Origin of the sequence: Streptomyces scabichelini (assembly GCF_011045015.1) — a bacterium.
Taxonomy (GTDB): domain Bacteria; phylum Actinomycetota; class Actinomycetes; order Streptomycetales; family Streptomycetaceae; genus Streptomyces; species Streptomyces scabichelini.
The window spans coordinates 1-20,177 of the sequence record NZ_JAAKZY010000188.1 but is presented as its reverse complement, the minus strand read 5'-3'; the positions used below and the strand labels follow the sequence as shown (position 1 = coordinate 20,177).

Annotated in this window: 25 protein-coding genes; 19 read left to right on the top strand and 6 right to left on the bottom strand. The window is 69.3% G+C overall.

The window, feature by feature from the left end; all coding sequences use genetic code 11:
• The 8 genes from G5C60_RS39060 to G5C60_RS39030 all read left to right on the top strand — a co-directional run.
• Window positions 1-227: alpha/beta hydrolase family protein (locus G5C60_RS39060; protein WP_420907451.1), on the top strand; the 227-nt coding region annotated here is incomplete at its 5' end.
• Window positions 228-284: 57 nt separating this feature from the next.
• The gene (locus tag G5C60_RS39055; RefSeq protein WP_165266877.1) at window positions 285-539 is read left to right on the top strand and encodes a MoaD/ThiS family protein; all 255 of its coding nucleotides are present in this window, start codon (window positions 285-287) and stop codon (window positions 537-539) included.
• A gap of 278 nt (window positions 540-817) precedes the next feature.
• Window positions 818-2,272 (top strand): hypothetical protein, encoded by a 1,455-nt coding sequence (locus G5C60_RS39050; RefSeq protein ID WP_420907452.1) that lies wholly within the window; start codon window positions 818-820, stop codon window positions 2,270-2,272.
• A gap of 133 nt (window positions 2,273-2,405) precedes the next feature.
• On the top strand, window positions 2,406-3,155 hold the full coding sequence (locus G5C60_RS39045; RefSeq protein ID WP_165266875.1) for an LmeA family phospholipid-binding protein: 750 nt from the start codon (window positions 2,406-2,408) through the stop codon (window positions 3,153-3,155).
• Window positions 3,156-3,393: 238 nt separating this feature from the next.
• Window positions 3,394-3,474, top strand: coding sequence for a putative leader peptide (locus G5C60_RS54370; RefSeq protein ID WP_350310325.1), 81 nt, complete (start codon window positions 3,394-3,396; stop codon window positions 3,472-3,474).
• 152 nt (window positions 3,475-3,626) lie between these two features.
• The gene (locus tag G5C60_RS39040) at window positions 3,627-4,472 is read left to right on the top strand and encodes a sulfurtransferase (RefSeq protein ID WP_165266873.1); all 846 of its coding nucleotides are present in this window, start codon (window positions 3,627-3,629) and stop codon (window positions 4,470-4,472) included.
• Between the two features lie 35 nt (window positions 4,473-4,507).
• Window positions 4,508-4,795 (top strand): DUF1416 domain-containing protein, encoded by a 288-nt coding sequence (locus G5C60_RS39035; RefSeq protein ID WP_033324392.1) that lies wholly within the window; start codon window positions 4,508-4,510, stop codon window positions 4,793-4,795.
• Window positions 4,796-5,246: 451 nt separating this feature from the next.
• Window positions 5,247-5,507, top strand: coding sequence for a DUF3099 domain-containing protein (locus tag G5C60_RS39030; RefSeq protein ID WP_165266871.1), 261 nt, complete (start codon window positions 5,247-5,249; stop codon window positions 5,505-5,507).
• A gap of 80 nt (window positions 5,508-5,587) precedes the next feature.
• Here the strand turns inward: G5C60_RS39030 and G5C60_RS39025 are convergent, their stop codons facing one another.
• Entirely contained in the window at window positions 5,588-5,950 is a 363-nt protein-coding gene (locus G5C60_RS39025) for a DsrE family protein (RefSeq protein ID WP_165266869.1), read from the bottom strand.
• Between the two features lie 264 nt (window positions 5,951-6,214).
• Between G5C60_RS39025 and G5C60_RS39020 the strand changes: the two genes are divergently transcribed.
• From G5C60_RS39020 to ygfZ, 6 genes are all read left to right on the top strand, one after another.
• Window positions 6,215-6,790: a heme-binding beta-barrel domain-containing protein gene (locus tag G5C60_RS39020; RefSeq protein ID WP_165266867.1), complete on the top strand. Its 576-nt coding sequence runs from the start codon at window positions 6,215-6,217 to the stop codon at window positions 6,788-6,790.
• Between the two features lie 400 nt (window positions 6,791-7,190).
• Window positions 7,191-7,859 carry a hypothetical protein gene (locus G5C60_RS39015; protein ID WP_165266865.1) on the top strand — a complete coding sequence of 223 codons (669 nt, stop codon included), beginning with the start codon at window positions 7,191-7,193 and terminating at the stop codon, window positions 7,857-7,859.
• Between the two features lie 15 nt (window positions 7,860-7,874).
• Window positions 7,875-9,557: an N-6 DNA methylase gene (locus tag G5C60_RS39010; RefSeq protein WP_165266863.1), complete on the top strand. Its 1,683-nt coding sequence runs from the start codon at window positions 7,875-7,877 to the stop codon at window positions 9,555-9,557.
• Window positions 9,554-10,186, top strand: coding sequence for a restriction endonuclease subunit S (locus G5C60_RS39005; RefSeq protein ID WP_165266861.1), 633 nt, complete (start codon window positions 9,554-9,556; stop codon window positions 10,184-10,186). Before G5C60_RS39010 ends, G5C60_RS39005 begins: the two co-directional genes overlap by 4 nt.
• Before the next feature lie 28 nt (window positions 10,187-10,214).
• Window positions 10,215-10,682, top strand: coding sequence for a Fur family transcriptional regulator (locus G5C60_RS39000; RefSeq protein ID WP_338146055.1), 468 nt, complete (start codon window positions 10,215-10,217; stop codon window positions 10,680-10,682).
• Window positions 10,683-10,716: 34 nt separating this feature from the next.
• The gene (gene ygfZ, locus G5C60_RS38995) at window positions 10,717-11,691 is read left to right on the top strand and encodes a CAF17-like 4Fe-4S cluster assembly/insertion protein YgfZ (protein ID WP_165266859.1); all 975 of its coding nucleotides are present in this window, start codon (window positions 10,717-10,719) and stop codon (window positions 11,689-11,691) included.
• Between the two features lie 121 nt (window positions 11,692-11,812).
• On the opposite strand, the gene G5C60_RS38990 is transcribed toward ygfZ, so the two are convergent.
• Window positions 11,813-12,523: a TetR/AcrR family transcriptional regulator gene (locus G5C60_RS38990; protein ID WP_165266857.1), complete on the bottom strand. Its 711-nt coding sequence runs from the start codon at window positions 12,521-12,523 to the stop codon at window positions 11,813-11,815.
• A gap of 203 nt (window positions 12,524-12,726) precedes the next feature.
• On the opposite strand from G5C60_RS38990, the gene G5C60_RS38985 reads away from it, so the two are divergent.
• Both G5C60_RS38985 and G5C60_RS38980 read left to right on the top strand, forming a co-directional pair.
• Window positions 12,727-13,701: a DUF1668 domain-containing protein gene (locus tag G5C60_RS38985; RefSeq protein WP_206440513.1), complete on the top strand. Its 975-nt coding sequence runs from the start codon at window positions 12,727-12,729 to the stop codon at window positions 13,699-13,701.
• 45 nt (window positions 13,702-13,746) lie between these two features.
• Window positions 13,747-13,956 carry a tautomerase family protein gene (locus G5C60_RS38980; protein ID WP_165266853.1) on the top strand — a complete coding sequence of 70 codons (210 nt, stop codon included), beginning with the start codon at window positions 13,747-13,749 and terminating at the stop codon, window positions 13,954-13,956.
• A gap of 30 nt (window positions 13,957-13,986) precedes the next feature.
• On the opposite strand, the gene dtd is transcribed toward G5C60_RS38980, so the two are convergent.
• Window positions 13,987-14,412, bottom strand: a complete 426-nt coding sequence (gene dtd / locus G5C60_RS38975; RefSeq protein WP_165266851.1) for a D-aminoacyl-tRNA deacylase — start codon at window positions 14,410-14,412, stop codon at window positions 13,987-13,989.
• A gap of 158 nt (window positions 14,413-14,570) precedes the next feature.
• Here dtd and G5C60_RS38970 point away from each other — a divergent pair, with 158 nt between their 5' ends.
• Both G5C60_RS38970 and G5C60_RS38965 read left to right on the top strand, forming a co-directional pair.
• Window positions 14,571-15,305: an RsiG family protein gene (locus tag G5C60_RS38970; protein WP_165266849.1), complete on the top strand. Its 735-nt coding sequence runs from the start codon at window positions 14,571-14,573 to the stop codon at window positions 15,303-15,305.
• A 120-nt stretch (window positions 15,306-15,425) separates the two neighbouring features.
• Window positions 15,426-16,415, top strand: coding sequence for an asparaginase (locus G5C60_RS38965; protein ID WP_165266847.1), 990 nt, complete (start codon window positions 15,426-15,428; stop codon window positions 16,413-16,415).
• A 36-nt stretch (window positions 16,416-16,451) separates the two neighbouring features.
• On the opposite strand, the gene G5C60_RS38960 is transcribed toward G5C60_RS38965, so the two are convergent.
• The 3 genes from G5C60_RS38960 to G5C60_RS38950 form a co-directional block, all read right to left on the bottom strand.
• On the bottom strand, window positions 16,452-18,875 hold the full coding sequence (locus G5C60_RS38960) for a UvrD-helicase domain-containing protein (protein WP_165266845.1): 2,424 nt from the start codon (window positions 18,873-18,875) through the stop codon (window positions 16,452-16,454).
• Window positions 18,876-18,990: 115 nt separating this feature from the next.
• Entirely contained in the window at window positions 18,991-19,335 is a 345-nt protein-coding gene (locus G5C60_RS38955) for a hypothetical protein (RefSeq protein WP_165266843.1), read from the bottom strand.
• An 83-nt stretch (window positions 19,336-19,418) separates the two neighbouring features.
• Window positions 19,419-19,592 (bottom strand): CsbD family protein, encoded by a 174-nt coding sequence (locus G5C60_RS38950; RefSeq protein ID WP_165266841.1) that lies wholly within the window; start codon window positions 19,590-19,592, stop codon window positions 19,419-19,421.
• A 375-nt stretch (window positions 19,593-19,967) separates the two neighbouring features.
• On the opposite strand from G5C60_RS38950, the gene G5C60_RS51320 reads away from it, so the two are divergent.
• A partial coding sequence (locus G5C60_RS51320; RefSeq protein WP_420907450.1) for a hypothetical protein occupies window positions 19,968-20,177 on the top strand: 210 nt, incomplete at its 3' end.

Here is a 20,177-nt window from a genome sequence, read left to right as displayed (position 1 = left end):
CGCCCTCCCCGGTCGAGTCCGTCCCGCTGATCGCCCCCACACCCTTGCTGATCGTCCACGGCGTACTGGACGGGTACTTCCCGCTGGACCACCCCCGGATGCTGGCCGAAGCGGCCGGCGGCCACGCCGAGCTGTGGCTGGAGGCGGGGATGGGCCACGCGGAGCACGCGGCCGACGACGCCCTGCTGAGACGGATCGGGGAGTGGGCGGCCTCCGCTGCGGGCTAGCCTGGCCGTGTCGACCGTAACCATTGACAACCGCTGACTTACTGATCGAGGAACCTGATGGCACAGGGCACGGTGCGTTACTGGGCCGCCGCCAAGGCCGCCGCGGGCGTGGCCGAGGAGCCGTACGAGGCGGAGACCCTCGCCGAGGCGCTCCACGCGGCGCGCGAGCGACACCCCGGCGAACTCGTCCGCGTCCTGCAGCGATGCTCGTTCCTCGTCGACGGTGACCCCGTGGGCACCCGCGGACATGAGACGGTACGGCTGGCCGAGGGCGGCACGGTCGAGGTGCTCCCGCCGTTCGCAGGAGGGTGACGGGCATCATGAGCAACCAGCCGTACGGGCCTCACGAGGGGCGCGACCCCCATCAGCAGCGGCCCGGCTGGCCCGGGCAGCAGCCGTACGAAGAGGACCCGCACCAGCAGACCCAGCAGTGGGAGGGCCAGACCTGGGAAACCCAGGGCCACCCACTGCCGCGGGCCGCGTCCGCGGAGGAGACCGCCTATCTGCCGCCGGTGCAGCCGGCTCCGGCAGAGCCGGCGCACGGGATGCCACACGACACGCGGCACGGTTACGGGACGACGGGTCAGCCGTTGCCGCCGGACGGGCAGTCGACGGGGTGGGACCAAGAGGGTCAGGGGTACGGGGGTCCTCCGGCTTCGGGCTGGAATCAAGGGGTTCAGGAGCACGGAGGGCCGACTCCGGGCCGGGACCAGAGATCCCAGGCGTACGGGTCGCAGGCTCCCGCGTGGGACCAGGGGGCGCAGGGACTTGGGGCGCAGGGTCCGGCGTCGGATCAGGCGGCCCAGGGGTACGGGCCACAGACCTCGGGGCAGGACCAGAGGTCTCAGGCGTACGGGCCGCAGACCTCGGGGCGGGACCAGAGGTCTCAGGCGTACGGGTCGCAGACCTCGGGGCAGGACCAGAGGTCTCAGGCGTACGGGCCGCAGGTTCCCGCATGGGGTCAGGATGTCCGGCGGGACGGGGATTCCCAGGCTCCGGCGTGGGATCACGCGGGCCCGGGGCCGGGGCCGGGGCCGGGGCCGTCCTACGGTGGCTTCGCGCCTGCGCCCGCGCCCGGATCGGCACCTGCGCCCGGGTCGGCACCTGCGCCCGGGTCGGCGCCGGGAGGCTTCGCGACCGGCGTACCCGGCGTACCCGGCGTACCCGGCGTACCCGGCGGACACGGCGCCGCACCGGCCGCCGCTGTGGCGACCGCCACAACAGGCGGTGACCAGGCCAACGACTCCGCCCCCGCCTACGGGCCGCCCACCATCACCGGCAACCCCCGCGTGACCGACGCGCAGCGTGCCCGCGCCGAAGGGCGTTCGCCGATCATCGAACCGGGCGGCCAGCCGGCCGCGCTGACGGCGGTGCTCGGGCTGCTGCTCGCGGGAACGGCGGCGATCGGCCAGTACGCACTGGTCGTCCCGCTCGTGCTCCTGCAAGCGGTGACCGCGGCGGGCTGGTTCCGGCTGAACGGCATGTGGCCCGCCCGGCAGGGCATCGCGCTGGCCTTCGCGGGCGCGCTCACGGCCGACGTCGCGCTGCTGGCGGCCGGCCGCGACAACGCCCCCGCCGCGATCCTCGGCACCCTCGGCGTCTGGGTCCTGCTCGCCCTGGTCCTCCAGCTCCGCAGCCACGCCGACCCCGACGAGCGCATGTACGGCCTGATGGCCTCGGTCGCCTCCGCGGCGCTGGCCATCGTCGCCACGGGCCACCTCGCGGCGACCGAGGACGCGGTCACGGTGGGCGCGGTGGCAGTGGCGGTGGCCGTACTGGTCCGCGCGCTCCCCCTCCCGACACCGGCCTCGGTACTCGTCGCCCTGCTGGCGGCAGCGGGCGCGGGCCTGGCGGCAGGCGGTCTGACGGACCTGGGTACGGATGGCGCCCTGCTCGGCGTCGCCGCCGGTGTCGCCGCCCTGATCGGCCACCGAGTCGCCGGCTACGACTACCCGTCCCGCTTCGTGCACATGACGGCAGGGGTGGCCCTTCCGCTCGCGGCGGCGGCCCCGGCGATCTACCTGGTGGGCAAGGCGTTGGGCTAGGCCAAGGACCAGGCCGTCCCGTCACAGCTGATCGACAACCCACGGCACCCACGGCAGCCGACCCCGCGACAGAGTTACCCTCGCTCGACGGCCACCGGAGGTCGTCGATGCCGAGGTGGGGGAACACCAAGACATGCGCGCACTGCGAATACTTCTGATCGTCGCCGTCATTCTGGGCGGGCTCTTCGTCATCGCCGACCGCGTTGCCGTCGGCTTCGCCGAGGACGAGGCGGCGGACAAACTGCGGACCAGCGAGGGCCTGGCGAGCACGCCCGACGTGTCGATCAAGGGCTTCCCCTTCCTCACCCAGGTCGTCGGGGGCGAGCTCGACGAGGTCGAGGTCGGCATCAAGGACTACGAGGCGGACACCGGCGGCACCGCGCAGAACACCGGCCCCGACAAGATCCGTATCGACGACCTCACCGCCCAGATGCGCGGCGTCGCCTTCTCCAGCAACTACAGCTCCGCCACCGCCGACTCGGCCACCGGCACGGCCACGATCTCGTACGACGAACTCCTCAAGGCCGCCAAGTCCGAGCCCGTGCAGCTCGCGAGCGGAGTCACCGCCAAGGTCGTCGGCCTCTCCGACGGCGGCAACGGCAAGATCAAGGTCGAGGTAGAAGCCACTGTGTTCGGCGCCAAGCTGCCCGAACCGGTCGCCGTGCTGAGTTCGGTCAGCGTCGAGGGCGACACCGTCAAGGCGCAGGCCGACGCGCTCCCCAACCTCGGCATCCAGCTCGCCGAGGACAAGGCCCGCACGGTCACCGACTTCGAGCAGCGCATCGACGGCCTGCCCGGCGGCATCAAGCTCGACAAGGTCCAGGCGGCTCCGAACGGCGTCGACATCACCGTGCGGGGTTCGAACGTCAGCCTCGTCGGGTAGGACGGGCAGGGCGGACAGGACCAGGGCCTGGCAGGGCGACAGGGCGTTTGATGGACGGGCGGCTGTCCGAAAGGCGAGACGCGCCCGTCCGTACAGCAGATGTGATGAGAGCGACCCGTCTGCGCCGCCCGTAAGGGGACGGTTTCGGCAGCCTCTCCATCCCGCATCGCGGACGATCGCGTCTCACCATCCGACCAGCCGGTGACATGTACGCCCGTCCATCCCTAGGATCGGCCCTATGAAGCGACAGGCGGATCTCACGAAGCGGCGGGCAGTAGACCTGTGCCGTGTCGCCGCCATGCTCTGTCGCACCTTCTGAGCGGAAGCGCCGACTTCCGCATCCCCGGGCCCTTCGACGCCCTCACCACGTCAGGGCCACCCCGTGTGCCACGTACGCCTCCGCTGTCATGCGCGTACCGCACCCCTTTCTGACGCCCCGCCCCGCCGCAACTGCCCCGGAGGAGAAAGAGCATGAGCCGCAGCGACGTCCTGGTAGACGCCGACTGGGTCCAGGAGCACCTGGACGACCCCAGCGTGGCCGTCGTCGAGGTGGACGAAGACACGTCCGCCTACGACAAGAACCACATCAAGAACGCGATCCGCATCGACTGGACCAAGGACCTCCAGGACCCGGTGCGCCGTGACTTCGTCGACCAGGAGGGCTTCGAGAAGCTCCTGTCGGAGAAGGGCATCGCCAACGACACGACGGTCGTCCTCTACGGCGGCAACAACAACTGGTTCGCGTCGTACGCCTACTGGTACTTCAAGCTGTACGGCCACGAGAACGTCAAGCTTCTCGACGGCGGCCGCAAGAAGTGGGAGCTGGACTCCCGCGACCTGGTCGACGGCGCCCAGGTGCCGAACCGCCCGAAGACCGAGTACAAGGCCAAGCCGCAGGACACGACGATCCGTGCCTTCCGTGACGACGTCGTCGCCGCGATCGGCGCCCAGAACCTGGTCGACGTCCGTTCCCCCGACGAGTTCAGCGGCAAGCTGCTCGCCCCGGCCCACCTGCCGCAGGAGCAGTCGCAGCGCCCCGGCCACGTGCCGAGCGCCCGCAACATCCCGTGGTCCAAGAACGCCAACGACGACGGCACCTTCAAGTCGGACGACGAGCTCAAGGAGCTCTACGCCGAGGAGCAGGTCGACCTCGCCAAGGACACCATCGCGTACTGCCGCATCGGTGAGCGCTCGGCCCTGACCTGGTTCGTCCTGCACGAGCTGCTCGGCGTCGAGAACGTCAAGAACTACGACGGTTCCTGGACCGAGTACGGCTCCCTCGTCGGCGTGCCGATCGAGCTCGGCGCCAACAAGTAAGCCCCGACCTTTCAACTACCTCTCAGGAGCAGCACATGTGTGGAGCGAAGGCCGGCGGCCCCGACGCCTCGACGATCAAGCCCGGTGAGACCACCATCCAGGGCCAGGTGACCAAGGACGGCGAGCCCGTGGTCGGCTACGTCCGCCTGCTTGACTCGACCGGCGAGTTCACCGCCGAGGTCCCGACCTCGGCGACCGGACAGTTCCGTTTCTACGCGGCCGAGGGCACGTGGACCGTACGCGCCCTCGTTCCCGGCGGCACGGCGGACCGTACGGTCGTCGCACAGACAGGCGGGCTGGCCGAGGTGGCCATCGCCGTCTGAGTGGGTTAGCTCGATCGTGTGATGGTCGGCTCGCGGGCTTGCGGCACCGTGGGCCGACCGGGCTAACGTGATCGTGCGATCTGGAACGCCGGGGACGGCGCCAGTGTGCGGGGCCCCCGCTCCACCAGAGGATGGTTCGGGGCCTCCCCGTCGCCTCTGGCCGTACCCACCGGGCCAGGTCGCGCAGGGAACTGGCCTCCCGGGATCGGACCACGCACAGGATGCGTGTCGCCGGCCCGGGGTTGAGTACGCCGGGGACCAGCGCGCCCAAGACCGTTCGGGGCGTGCGGCTGATCGGGACTCATTCCCGCTCAGTCTTCAGGAGCGGTTGGACGCCACCTGTTTATCGTGCGGCCTTCGCCGCGCGAGGCGCCTCTGGTGGAAGGGGCCCTTCGGTGCACCCCCGCACGGGGATGCACCGAAGGGCCCCTTCCGGATCTACGCTGAACGTATGTACGCGCGACGCCGCCACGCTTACTTCGCCATGATGGGCACGTGCATCGGCCTCTTCGTCCTCGCCTGGGGAGTCGTGCGGCTCTGGTCCATGCCCGTGGCCGTCGGGATGTGCGTCGTGGCGATGGTGATTCCGCCCCTCGCCGCCATGGTGGCCAACCGGCGCGGGCCGGACGACCGCTGGTGGGATGATCCCTCCGGGGACCCGAAGTCCGACGAGTGGTGGGACGAACTGGACGGCAGGAAGCGTCGGCACTAAGCGCTCCGCTCAAGGGGCGCGGTACACACCCTGTGGGTCGAGGAGTCCCAGTCGTCTCAGTCTCACTGGGCGAGTCGGTCTCAGTAGACGAGCGCCTGCGTCTCGTCCGCCAACGCCTCCTGCACGAAGACCTGCGCCCCCGCGATCCGTACGCCCTCGATCACGTCCTTCTCCGTGATGTCACGGCGGGCCGCGCACTGCGTGCACAGCGTGAGGCGGCCGCCGGCCAGGACCGACTCGAGGAGGTCGGGAAGCGGTGCCGCGTGCGGCAGTTCGAACTCGGCGGCGCGGCCCGGCAGCGCGAACCACGCCGACTCGCCGGTCAGCCAGAGCGAGACGTCCACCCCGCTGGCCACGGCGACCGCCGCCACCGTGAACGCCTGCGAGCACCGCTCCGGGGCGTCCGCCCCGGCCGTCACCTTGATCACGAGCTTCTTCGCCATGGTCGAATCGTAGTCGCGCCACCTCACGCGGCACCTCGCGAGGCACCTCACACAGAGCGCCGGACCATGGCCGCGTAAGCTTGAGCCCGGCCTTGTGTACTGCCTATCGCCCAACCTCGCTCATCAAGGAGCACCCCGTGCTTGAGATCTTCTTCGAAGTTCTACTGGTCCTGGTCTGCGTCGGCGTCCTCGCCTTCGCCGGACTGACCGTGAAGAAGCTGTACCAGGGCCAGCGCTGACCCCCATCAAGGAACTGCCGACCTCATGATCGAGATCCCGTCCGACCTCCACAAGGACCTCGTCCCCCTCGCCTTCCTGCTCGGCAACTGGACCGGCGCGGGCGTCCACGACTTCCCCGGCGCCGAGAAGTGCAACTTCGGCCAGGAAGTCAGCTTCACCCATGACGGGCGGGACTTCCTCGAGTACCACTCGCGCACCTGGGTCCTCGACTCCGAGGGCAACAAGGTGAGGCCGCTGGAGACCGAGACCGGCTACTGGCGCGTCGACTCCGACCGCAAGGTCGAGGTCGTCATGGTCCGCGACGACGGCGTCGTCGAGGTCTGGTACGGCGAGCTGGCCGACAAGAAGCCGCAGATCGACCTGGCGACGGACGCCGTCGCGCGTACCGCGGCCTCGGGCCCGTACAGCGGCGGCAAGCGGCTGTACGGCTACGTCAAGAGCGACCTCATGTGGGTCGGCGAGAAGCAGACCCCCGAGGTCCCCCTCCGCCCCTACATGTCCGCCCAGCTCAAGAAGGTCGTCAGCCCGGAGGACGTCGAGCGCTGGGCCAAGGCACTCCCGGACGACATGCCGGACGACGGGATCGCTTTCTTCAAGTAGGCATCCTGACCCTCGGCTTCACAGTGGCCCCCAGCATCATGTGTCTGGGGGCCATTGGGCGTTTCGGCACATATATTCCGATTCTGGACTTCGCTAACATCCGCGGAGCGGCAGAGGGGGGGGTTAACAGATGTACTTAGCAGTGCACTGCGGTTGCGCGAGTGGTGCGCTTGTGGCTACGGTGGAGCCTGCGTCGCAGAGTGCCTGAACCTGACGCGATGCATGAAAACGCAAGAACCCCCGGCCGCGTTGCGCGCGGCCGGGGGTTCCGAAAGCCGTGCCCCGGGTGGCGTGCTGTGCAGAGGCGAGCCCAGGGCGTTCGGTACCCACCGTATCACGGTGGGTTCTTCCCGTATTGGACGACGCTGGGCGAAGCCATGCCCGAAAGAGGGGGATCACGGTGACCGACAAGCTGCCGGAGTGGATGCTGCGCGCTTTTTCGAAGCTCAGGCTGGCGCGCTACGTTCGTGCGGCACGCGGGAATGCCGCGGTGGCCGGTCGGCTGTACTGGTGGAACGTCGAGGCCTCCGCCGCGCTGTACGGTTCCCTCCACTGTCTGGAGCTCGCCCTGCGTAACGCCCTTCACCATCAACTCTCGCTCGCGTACGGGAGGTCCGACTGGTGGGCCGTGGCACCGCTCAACCCCAACGGGCAGCGGCTCGTGGCCAAGGCAAGGAGCAAGTGCGAGCGCCGCGGGCTCGTTCCGGCGCCGCCGGAGGGAATGGTGGCCGAGCTGTCCTTCGGTTTCTGGGCTTCGCTGGTGAGCGGGGGATCGCGCTACGACCGTCTGTTCTGGGTGCCCACGGTGCACAAGGCGTTCCCGTACTACTCGGGTCGACGCGATGCCTTGTACGACGCTCTGTGGTCGCTGGTCCTGCTGCGGAACCGGATCATGCATCACGAACCGATCCACCACCGCGACCTTGCTGCCGACCATGCCAAGATCTACCGCATGCTCGGGCATCTCGACCCGAAGCTGGCCAAGGAGGCGCAGGCCATGGACCGGTTCCCGGCCGTTCTCGCGAGCAAGGGAGACGTGCTCCGCGGTTCCAGGCCTCCCCGTTTCTGAGTCTCGGGAGGCGCTGTGAGTGACTTCGACGACGTACTCGTCTCGCGGGCCGACATCGCGCGGCTCGCGGGGGTGCAGCGGCCTGCTGTGACGAACTGGGAGCGGCGGCATCAGGACTTCCCCGATCCGGTCGCGGACCGCGCCGGGGGTATCGACGATGTCGAGGTGTTCCGGGCCGTCGACGTCCTGGAATGGCTGGAGCGGCGGACCATTCCGGCGAACGCCCGGCGCTCCGAGGAACTGGCCGGCACGACATACGGGGACCGTTTCCGCACCTCACTCGGAGGGGCGAGGACCGGAGCGCTGCTCAAGGTCGTAGAGCACCTGGGCGGTCGGGAGACGGAGCACCTTCGCGGGGAGCTCTCTGTGGCGGACTACGTCACCGTACTGCTCTCGCTCGTATATGTGAGGGGATGTCGGCCCGACGAATGGAGGCGGGTGACGGCTGAAGCGACCAGGCACCAGTTCCCGCACTCTGGCGAGCTGCTCGTACGCCGCCTCGCGGCAATCGTCGAGCAGGGTCTCGGTCCGGGCCCTGAGGAGCTGTTCCTCGCCTTGTCCGGGAGGATCGGCGATTCTCGGCTGGCCGACATCGTCCGACTGCTAGACGAAGCGGGACAGGCGAAGCAAACGGAACACGCGCAGGCCTTCGAATGGCTCCTGGCCCGGTACGGCGAACTCGCGGGGAGGACCGCGGGCGACTTCTTCACGCCGCGTGCTGCGGTCGACCTGGTGTCGAAGCTCGTGACCAGCGATGCTCAGGATGTCAGGAGTGTGCACGATCCCTTCGTACGTGCGGGGGAGCTGCTGTCCGCCTCATTGGACGCTGTGGCGGCAGCCCAGCAGGGGACGCATCCCCCGGAAGCCAGCGGGGCGGGGGTGGGCGAGCACCCGCTGGCCCTGGCTGGAATGAACCTCGCTCTGCATGGCCTGTCCCACGCCGATCTGCAGCCCGGACACACCGCACCGTCCGCAGGGCTCGGCCCCGGGCGCGGCGGGTTCGACCGTGTCGTTGCGAATCCGCCGTTCAACGCGCGCCTGCCGGAGCGCTCCGCCGAGCCCGGTCACTGGCTGTACGGTCAGCCGCCCCGGCACAACGCCAACTTCGACTGGCTCCAGTACGTCGTCGCCTCGCTCGCCCCCGGAGGCCGGGCAGCCGTGCTCATGCCCGACATCGCCGCTTTCTCCTCCAACCCCTCTGAACGGCGGATCCGGTCCGCGATGGTGGAGGACGGCGCGGTGGAGGCACTGATCGCCCTGCCTCCACAGCTGTTCACCACGACAAGCATTTCCGTCACGATCTGGCTGCTGCGGCATCCGCCAGGAAGCTGTGACGAGGTCCTGTTCATAGATGCCGGGCAGTTCGGAGCGATGATCTCCCGGGTCCAAAGGGCACTTGCCCCGGACGAGACAGAGGGCATCTTCCGGGAGTACTCGTCCTGGAACGCGGCCCGGGCGGCAGGACGCCCGTACCCGGGCACCCCGGGCATGAGCAGAGCCGTTCCCCTCGCCGAGATCAGGAAACGGGACTACAGCCTCAGCCCGGCCGTCCACCTGGCGAGCAGTGACCCGTCCGACGCGCGGTCCGCGGACCCGCGGGAACTGAACGCACTGGCCGGACGCCTGGCGGAGTTGCACGGCCGGGCCCGAGACGCGGATGCCGCGGTTGACGAACTGCTGAGGAGGTACGGCCTGTGAAGGCAGACGGCAGCGAAGGCATCCCCGAAGGGTGGCGGCGTGACTCTCTCGGCGAGATCTGCGACATCCAGGCGGGCGGCCCGGCACTGCGCCGGAGCGACGCGGTGCCCGACGGCGTTCCGTTGGTGCGTCCTGCCGATCTCCGCAACCGGAGGATCTCGGCCGAGCCGGGCATGCCCCATGTGGCGCCCGACAAGGCACGCGGTCTGCACCGATATCGGCTCGTCGCCGGCGACCTCCTGGTGACCCGCACCGGTAACGTGGGCCGGTTGGCGCTCGTCACCGAGCGCGAGCAGGAGTGGCTCTACAACACCCACCTGCTGCGCGTGCGACCGCATGACCCGGCACAGGTGCCCTACCTCGTGGCGTACCTCGCCCGCCGGGCAACGGCCGACTGGCTGGACCGCCGGGCCGCGGGCACCACCGGCATGCGGTCCATCACCGTACGCACCCTGTCGGATCTGCCGGTCATACTCCCCCCGCCGGATCAGCAACGGGAGATCGGAGCCGCCCTGGCCGCCGTCGACGAGAAGATCAGGGCTCACGAGGAGATCGTCCGGACGACCAGCGCCCTGCGTGACACGCTCTCGGATCTCCTGATGTCGGGCCGGCTGCACGCCCGTCCGTGATCGGCGCCGACGCTTCTACACTGGGGCTGTGGTGAGCACTCGAAGCAGCACCGGAAGCAGTACCGAAGGTACTGACTGGAAAAGTGACCTGCGGCAGCGCGGCTATCGGCTGACCCCGCAGCGGCAGCTCGTGCTCGAAGCCGTGGACACCCTGGAGCACGCGACGCCCGACGACATCCTCAGCGAGGTGCGCAAGACGGCGTCGGGGGTGAACATCTCCACGGTCTACCGGACCCTGGAGCTCCTGGAGGAGCTGGGCCTGGTCAGCCATGCCCATCTCGGGCACGGCGCGCCCACGTACCATCTCGCGGACCGCCACCACCACATCCATCTGGTGTGCCGGGACTGCAGGAACGTCATCGAGGCGGACGTGTCGGTGGCCGCCGATTTCACGGCGAAGCTGCGCGAGACCTTCGGCTTCGACACCGACATGAAGCACTTCGCGATCTTCGGCCGGTGTCTGGACTGCACGGGCAAGAGCGCGAGCAGGAAATAAATACGGCAACTACTCGGTCGTAGGCTGTATGCCCATGAAGAGCCCTCTGCTGTCCCTGCCCGGTGCCGTCCCCGCCGAGGGTGTGGACGAAGGTGTCGCCGCGCACTACGGCGACCTGTTCCGCGAACAGCGTGCCCTCGCCGAGGGCACCGGTTTCGTGGACCTGTCGCACCGCGGCGTCGTCAGCGTCTCCGGCGAGGACCGGCTCAGCTGGCTGCATCTGCTGCTCACCCAGCACGTCTCCGACCTCCCGCCCGGCCACGCCACCGAGTCGCTGATCCTCTCGGCGCACGGCCATATCGAGCACGCGCTGTATCTCGTCGACGACGGGACGACCACCTGGGCCCACGTGGAGCCGGACACCCAGGACGCGCTGATCGCGTACCTGGAGTCGATGAAGTTCTTCTACCGGGTCGAAGTCGCCGACCGGACGAGCGAGTTCGCGGTCGTGCACCTGCCGGCCGGTTCCATCGCGGAGGCGCCGGAGGGCGTTGTCGTACGCGAGACGTCGTACGGGCGTGATCTCTTCCTTCCCCGTACGGACCTGGAGCCGTACGCGGAGGACACCGAGAAGCACGGCCCGGCCGTCGGGATCCTGGCCTACGAGGCACTGCGCGTCGAGAACCACCGGCCGCGGCTCGGGTTCGAGACCGATCACCGGACCATTCCGCACGAGCTGGGCTGGATCGGCACGGCGGTGCACCTGCAGAAGGGCTGCTACCGCGGCCAGGAGACCGTCGCCCGCGTCCAGAACCTGGGCAAGCCGCCGCGGCGGCTCGTCTTCCTGCACCTCGACGGCAGCGAGGTCCACCTGCCCCCGCACGGTGCGGAGCTCCGGCTCGCGGACGAGGGCCCGGACGGCCGCAAGATCGGTTTCATCACGACGTCCGTACGCCACCACGAGCTGGGCCCGATCGCGCTGGCGCTGGTGAAGCGGAATGTGCCGGTCGACGCGCCCCTCTTGGCCGACACGACGGCTGCCTCGCAGGAGGCTGTTGTCGAGGCGTGAGCGCTCCGCGTGAGCGCTCCGCTGGAGTGCGGTTCGAAGCTGCGGGTTCGTTGTGGCTGGTCGCGCAGTTCCCCGCGCCCCTAAAGGGGCGCTGGTCGCGCCCTCGCGGCGGAGCCGCGCATCATTCAGAGTGCGGGTTGGTCGTCAATCTGGACAGCAGCTCCAGAAAGATCGCCCGCTCACCGAAGGTGAAGGGTGTGTCGACGGTCTGTGACAGGGCCGTCAGCAGCATCTCGGCGTGGGCGGGGAGGCCGTAGGTCGCTCCCGACGATCGGGTGATCAGCGTGGCGTTGAGCACTGCCTCGCGGCTCCGCTCGGACAGACCTCGCGCACCCGGTGCGTCCGGGTCGGTGATCAGCAGGAGTGTGGTGCCGACCGTCGCGGCGTGAATGGTCTGCACGGCCTCGTCGACCGGCAGCGACAGCAGCTTCGCCTCGTCGATCCGCTCAACGATGCGACGCAGGAGCTGCTCGCCCTCCTTTGCCGCGGGATGCGGCCCGACGCGCGCACCGCCGTACATCAGCCCATAGAGCGCGGGGTTGCGGATGCCGAACTCGACATGGCGGTTCCAGCCGCGTCGCAGGTCCTCCACCGGGTCCGGGGACGGGCGGAGCTCGCGCTTTTCAGCGAGGTAGCGCTCGAACCCGTCGGCGGCCACGGCATCGAGCAGGCCGCGCTTGTCGCCGAAGTGGTGGTACACGGTGGGCGCGGTGACGCCGGCGGCGGTGCACACGTCCCGGATCGAGGCCGCATCGGCACCGGATTCGGCGATCAGCGTCGCCGCCGCGGCCAGGATGCGCTCACGAGCCTGGGGTTGCTGCGCCCTATCCATATAACGCCACTATATCTGCTGTTGTCACCGTTATAGAAGTGATCTAACATCGCTATACGAGCACGTTAGTGACGTTAAAGACGGTGAGGGTCTTCATGAACCGGCGGACAGTCTTATCCCTCGGTGTCGCCCTGGCGGTGGCCCCATCTGTACAGGTGGCGCAGGCGCACCCGGGTCACCCGACGGCACCCGGTGGGGTGCCGGTGGCCATCGAACCCACCTACAGCGACGGGTGGCGGCCACTGGCGCCGATTGCGAGCGGACCTCGCCAGGAGCACAGCACCGCCGCGATCGGCCGCAAGGTGTACGTCCTCGGTGGCATCGTCGCCAACCCGGCCGGCGGCGTCACCACCACCGGCCGGATGGAGGTCTACGACACCCGGCACGACACCTGGTCGGACGCGGCACCGCTGCCTGTGGCGATGAACCACCCCAACGTGGCGGCGGTCCGCGGAAAGATCTACGTCATCGGCGGGCTGTCCGGCGGAGCATCCTGGCAGGCCCTGCGCGACAGCTTCGTCTACGACCCGCGCACGGACCGGTGGACGCCACTGCCGCCGATGCCCACGGGGACCGAGCGGGGCAGCGCTGCGGTGGGCGTACACGGCACCAAGATCTACCTTGCGGGCGGCATGCGCACACTGACGCCAGAAGCCGGCGGCCTCCAGGACACCGTCGACACAGTGTCGTCGTACGACGCCGCAACCGGACAGTGGGAAACATTGCCGAGTCTGCCCCAAGCGCGCGACCACGTCGGTGGAGCCGTCATCGGCACAAGCTTCTACGTGCTCGGCGGCCGGGACCGGGGACAGGTGAACGTGCGGAATACCGTCTACGCACTCGACCTGCGCACCCACCGGTGGTCCGAGCGGGCACCGATGCCGACCGCCCGCGGCGGCATCGCCGCTGCCGCCGTCGGCACGAAGATCTACACCTTCGGAGGCGAGGGCAAGCACGACGGCACCAACCCGAACACCGTCTTCAGCGAGAACGAGACGTACGACACCGTCCGAGACCGCTGGCAGCAACTCGCCCCGATGCCGGTGCCACGCCACGGCACAGCCGCCGTCGCCGTGGACGGCACGATCTACATTCCCGGCGGCGGCACCGCGGCCGGTGGTGCCGGCCCCGTGGACACCAACGACGCCTACAGGCCTTCACGTTGGAAGACCCCCTGACAGGCGTATTTCGACAACCCTCTTGTGCAACCTCTAGGAGACGACATGCCTTTCGCCAACTTCAAGGTTCCCGCAGGCTCGCTGACTCCCCAGCAGAAGGAAGAGATCGTCACCCGCACGACCGACCTGTACGCCGAACTCTTCGGTGATCAGGCCCGCCCCAACACCATGGTCCTGGTCGAGGAGGTTGCGGACGGCGGCTGGGGAATTGGAGGAAACATCCTGGTTCTTCCCGACGACACCGCGAGCGCATAGCGGCTTGTGCCGCGGACCCCTCGGGGCGCGTCACATCTCCAGCAGGACCGTGAACGGGCCGTCGTTCGTCAGCGATACGCGCATCTTGGCGCCGAAGCGGCCCGTCGCCACCGTCGCGCCCAGGGCACGGAGCTGGGCGACGACCTCGTCGACCAAGGGCTCGGCGACGTCGCCGGGGGCGGCGGCGTTCCAGGTGGGGCGGCGGCCCTTGCGGGCGTCGCCGTAGAGCGTGAACTGGCTGATGACGAGGAGCGGCGCGTCGATGTCGCTGCACGACTTCTCGTCGCTCAGCATCCGGATCGACCAGAGTTTGCGGGCCAGTTGGGCCGCCTTCTCCTTGGTGTCCTCGTGGGTGACACCCACGAGGACACACAGACCTTCGCCGCTGATCTCACCGACGGTCTCGCCGTCGACAACGACACTCGCACCGTCAACCCTCTGCACCACCGCACGCATACGGACCATCATGCCGTGCGTCGGCTTGACCTCCGTAGGGGTCTTCTTATCACTCCTTAAGCCTCCATCCGGGGCGTATCGGGTGCACTCGGTCACATAGCAGCCAGTCCGGGTGGCACGATGCTGCCACACGCCGGTCGAGGGGACGGTTGAGGCATATGAGCACCACCAGCACATCGGGTACGGGGCAGTCACCGCCTGCGGTCGCAGGGCATCCGGTCGGACCGCATCCAGTCACAGGACATCCAGTCACAGCGCATCCAGTCACAGGGCATCCGGTCGCGGCGCGTCCGCCCGCGCAGCGGACGGACAGCCCACCGGTCGAGCGCGATCTGTCCGGGCTGCGACTGCCCGAGCTGCGGACGCTGCGGCGCACCGCCCAGCGGGACGAGGCGGATCTCAGCTATGTGCGGCGGCTGCTCCAGGGCCGGATCGACATCCTGAGGGCCGAGCTGGGGCGGCGGGCCGAACCCAGCCGGTTGTCCGTGTCTCTGTCCGGATCCGCGTCCGCCTCCGCGACTGCGTCCATGTCGGCGTCGGCATCGGTCGGCGGGAAGACGTCGGCCGTCTCGTCCGTCGTCGAGCGGCTGTCGGAGATCCTGACGGACGCGCCCGCGAGGCAGCGGTCGTCGGCCCGGCATGTGACGGTCGGCACGCCGCACAGTGAGGAGTTCCGGCGGCTGGCCGCGGAGATGCTCGCCGAGGTGGAGCTGTCCGACCTCCAGGCCCGTACGGATCTGGAGCTGAACACCGCGATGGGGCGGCTCGTACGGTACGAGCAGCAGGTCTCGCGCCGCCGCCAGCAGTTGCAGCGGACGGCCGACGGCTGCAGTGCGGAGATCGCGCGCAGGTACCGTGAAGGCGAAGCACAAGTAGACGACCTGCTCATCTGACGCTGCTCATCTGAAGCTGCTCGTGTGACACGGTGGCCCCGGCGATCCCGGGGCCGCGGTGGCTGCGCCCGGGATTCCGGGCCGGCGGTGAGCGGGTCCCGTTCCGGAAGGCCACCGCCGATGTCCGTTCCCGCCATACCTGCTGCCCCTCCTGTTTCTTCTGCCTCTCCTGTTCCTCCCGTCCTCGCCGAGGTCGTACGTTCCGGATGGGTCGAGGGGCGTCATCGGGGCAGCCTGGTCCTGCTGGACGCGGACGGGGCGGTGGAGCTGGCGCTCGGAGATGTCTCGGCTCCCTTCTTCCCGCGTTCCTCCAACAAGCCGATGCAGGCGGCCGGGGTGCTGCGGGCGGGGCTCGAACTCGCGGGAGAGCGGCTGGCGTTGGCGGCCGCGAGCCACGCCGGGGAGGGCTTCCACCGGGACCTCGTTCTGAAGGTGCTCGCCGAGAACGGGCTGACCGCGGCGCAGCTTCAGTGCCCCGCGGATCTGCCGCTGGACCCGGTGGAGGCGGAGACGTATCTCGCCGCGGGGGGCGTACGCGGGCGGGTCGCGATGAACTGCTCGGGCAAGCATGCGGCGATGCTCGCGGCATGCGCGGTGCGGGACTGGCCGACGGACTCGTACCTGGACCCCTCGCACCCCCTCCAGCATCAGATCCTCGCGGTGGTCGAGGAGGCGGCCGGGGAGTCGGTGGCCGCTGTCGGTACGGACGGCTGCGGCGCTCCGCTGATGGCCATCAGCCTGACCGGGCTGGCCCGCGCCTTCCGTTCCTTCGTGCTTGCCCCTCCGGGGTCGGCCGAGCGCCGCGTCGCCGACGCCATGCGCGCCCATCCCGAGTACGTCGCCGGCACGCGCCGCCCCGACACATGGCTCATGCGCGAGGTGCCGGGGGCGCTGTCGAAGATGGGCGCGGAGGCGGTCCAGGCCGTCGCCCTCCCCGACGGGCGGGCCCTGGCCTTCAAGGTGGACGACGGATCGTCGCGGGCGCTGCGGCCCGTACTGGCGCGGGCCCTCGCACTGCTGGGCGTGGACGCGCCGGTGGTGTCGAGGATCGGACGGGTGCCGGTGCTGGGCGGGGGGCTTGAGGTGGGAGAGATCCGGGCGGCGTTCTGACTACTGACTACTTGCTACTCGCCACTTGCTTACTTGCTACTCGCTACTTGCGTTACGACCTGGGCGCCTTCTCGCGTCGCGAAGGTGCAGGCGGAGTTGCTGGCGTAGCTGCGGGAGCGGAGCGTTGGCGCCGAGCCGCCGGAGGAACTCCTCCGCCTTCCACGTGATCAGGCCGCCCTGGCGGGACAGGTACAGGCCGACGTGGTCGATGCCGTAGGCGTCGTCGTAGTCGAGAAGCAGGTATCCGGCGAGCTGGTAGATCTCCTCGCGGCCCAGACGGCGAGGATCTTTGGTGGCTTTGCAGTCCAGCAGAAGGCCGCTGAGGATGTAGTCGGCGTCGGCTCCCCCGATGTCGGTGCTGCCGGTGAACACCGGTCCACAGACGCGGCTGCGCGGCGGAAGGGCACGGAACGGGGCGAAGGGGCCTTCGGCCAGGCCCATCTGCTGGTGGATGTCCCCGAGTACGTACTCGGGGACCGCGGCGGTCAGATCGTCGAGGCTGGTGGCCGGGGTGGCACCGGCGAGCATGCTGAAGCGGCGGATCTGACCGGTGCGGGCGATGTCCTCGAAGAAGCCGGCGACGAAGCACAGCCGGGTGAGTGCGTGCTCGTCCAGGCTTCCGGGCGCGGCGAGGTGGGCGTCGACCCTGGCCAGGAGCTGCTGCCCGGCCGCACGGAGGGCCTTGCGGCTCTCCGGCCCCGGTGCCCCGGCGAGGGGCTGGATGCTGTCGAGGGCCAGGACGCCGACGGTCACGGCCGGCCCGAGTCGCCCGCCGAGCGAGAGGCGAAGCCGGTAGTCGATGGCGTGGCCGAGGGCCGACCAGTTCGGATGCTGTACGTCGATGGGCTGGACGGGGCGCGGGAGGCGAGCGATACGGCTCAAGTAGTCGCGTACCAGGTTCTGGTGGTACGGAAGGCGGTGCCCCATGAACTGCGAGACGGGTGAGGAGTCGTACTTCAGCTGCCCGGTGAGACTCAGCTCGATCATCGGCCGCCCGGCGACGGTGCCGTCGCGGCCCGCGCCGGCCATGGAGGTCTCGTACGCGTCGATCCAGGCGATGCCCTCGGTGTCCAGCTGGTGGCGGGCGCGGGTGACGGCGACGTAGATCAGGCGGGCCTCGCTCGGGATCAGCGACCGCTGCAGACCGTCGTCGTCGACGGACGGGGCCATGAAGCCCTTGCTGATCCGCACGGTGGTCCACTCGCGGCCCTTGGCCTTGTGTGCGGTGGACACGGTGACCTGCGCGTTCTCCTCGGAGGAGAGCCGGTCCACCGCGGCGATGATCTGGTCCGGGCCGTATGCGTCGACCAGCTTGACGATGGCCTTGAGGTCCTGGGCGGCCTTGTCGTGCTCGGCATAGTCCTGCACCTCGCCCCAGGAGCCGAACAGGAACAGCTCGGGGTGGCTGGTACGCCGGCCCGCCTTCAGCTCCATCGCGGCCGTCGCGATGCGGTGCAGCGCGCTGCCTCCGCCGGTCAGCGCCACCGGGACGCCCGACTCCAGAAACGCCAGGACCTCCTGCATGGCGTCGGAGTTGCCCCGGCACAGCACCGCGTCCGGGTGCGTCACCGTGCCGATACGGGAGGTGCCGGAGCCGTGGCCGGTCAGCTGCATCTCCGACTCGGCGTGTCTGAGCCACCGGTTGGCCACCTTGGCGATGGCCGGACCGAAGCGGAACGACTGGGTGAGGTGGAGATGCTCGGCCGGGAAGCCGGTCATCACGTCCCGCGCGTTGCGCCAGCCGTAGATCTGCTGGGCCGGGTCACCGACGCATATCCGCTGTGCCTTCTGGGCGAGGAAGATCTCCTCCAGCACGGGGTTGGTGTCCTGTGCCTCGTCCAGCAGGACGAAGTCGGCGGGCAGCACCGGCTCGGTCATCGCCCACAGCTTCATGTAGTGGTCGTGCTCGAACCGCAGCTTGCCGTCGGTGGAGCAGATGTCCTCCCAGGCCCGGTGCGCGTACGGCAGCAGGGTGCGGGCGACGTACTCCTGAGCCTGGTCGTCGAGGCCGTTGATCCACTCCATGTGGCGGGCCATGACCTGCCGGTCGGTGGTGTAGCAGAACTTGCGGATCAGGCCCATCACCAGTCGGGCCTGGTGACCGATCTTGATACGGCGGGAGTTGACGACCAGATCGCGGGCGATGCCGAGCAGCTGTGCGGTGTGCCTGGCGGGCATGCGCGCCGAGGCGTTCAGGCGGGCACGGTAGCGATGCCCCGCGGCCCTGAAGGCGAGGGAGTGCGCGGTACGGCATTCCACGTTCGGCCCGAAACGCCTGCGGGCGTCGTCGGCGATGGCCTTGTTGAACGCCACGTACAGCCCCCGCTTGCGGGTGCTCGCCCCCATCAGGACCAGGGTGGATGTCTTGCCCGTCCCCGCTCCGGCGACCAGCGCCAGATCCCGTCCCGAGACGAACAACTCACGGGCAGCCTGCTGCTCTTCGGTCGGCTCAACGGCCACAGGGCTCCTCTCCGGAAGCGCGGCTTCATGTGCCGCAGGCCGCAGAGTGCCCTCTCGTGTGACCGGACGTCAATACGTCCTTACGTTCGGTAGTCGACAGTCCTAGCCGACAGTCCTAGAGGCGGAGTAGGCGCTGTGTGATCTCCCGGTACTCCCTCAGCGCGAGTCGGAGTTCGTCGGGCTGTGTTTCGGGGTCCTGGTCCTGCCAGCCCTCACGGAGGAGGCGTCGCCGCTCCGCGAGGGCGTTCACGAGCTGAGCCGTGGCTTCGTCGAAGGCGCCCTCGGCCTCTTCCAGCGACTGGCGCGGGGTGTCGGCGAAGGTGTTGAGGGCATGTCGGAGGCGCTGGAGGATCTTGTCCTGTTCGTCCGACGGGAGCAGCGCCTCCGGGCCCGCGGTGCGGCGCCCGCTCAGGCCCGAGGGCCGGTCCGGGGGCTGTTGAGCGCGTGTCTGGTCGTACATCGTCGTGTGTCACTTCCATTGCGATCATTGCGATGACGATCACCGTGGTGATCACGCGGTGACCTTGTCCGGGGCTCTCGTGGTCACCGCTTGAAGGCGTCCCCTGCCTTCTCGACTGCCTGCTTCAGGTTCCCGGAAACCCGGTCGGCCCGGCCCTGGCGCTGCAGTCGCCTGTTGTGGGTGACCCGGCCGAGGTTCTCCGTGATCCTGCCCTTCACCGTCTGCGTCTTGTTTCTGATCCTCTGTGCAACGGTCATGGCCGGCCTCGCTGTTGTCCGGTAGGCGGGTTCCCGCCGGGGGTCTGGGCGGCGGGAAGGCGGAATGCTTCACCGTGCGTTTTTCCGGAGTGGCATGGCCCTGCGTCGTGCCGCCAGTCAACGTCCGGCGAAGGATCGTGTCAACGCGATGTCGACATCATGTGTCCGTCCGGATCCTCCACATGCATCCGTCCGGACCCTCCACACGATCCGGGCCGCATCGTTCCGGCCTGCGCGGGAGTACGGTGGGGGGTACGAGGGTGCGTCGTGCCCGCCTGACCTGTCATGTCCAGCACGGCCCCCATCCACCAGGGCAGCCCGTGACCCCGGCCGCACCTCATCCCGGCGGCCTTCACCGAGGTCAAGGAGCCCCACATGTCACCCGACGCAGCCACGCCCACAACGGCGATTTCGGCGGCGACCGCCACGCCACCCCAGAGCTGCGACGGGACATCCCCCTTCCCACCGGACGGTTCGGTGCCGTCACGCCACGGCGTGGACCGCGGCCAGATCGACCTACTGAAGTTGACTGGAGCGTTCATGACCACCGCACTGCAACCCCCGCTTCCCTCCCACCCCGTCCTC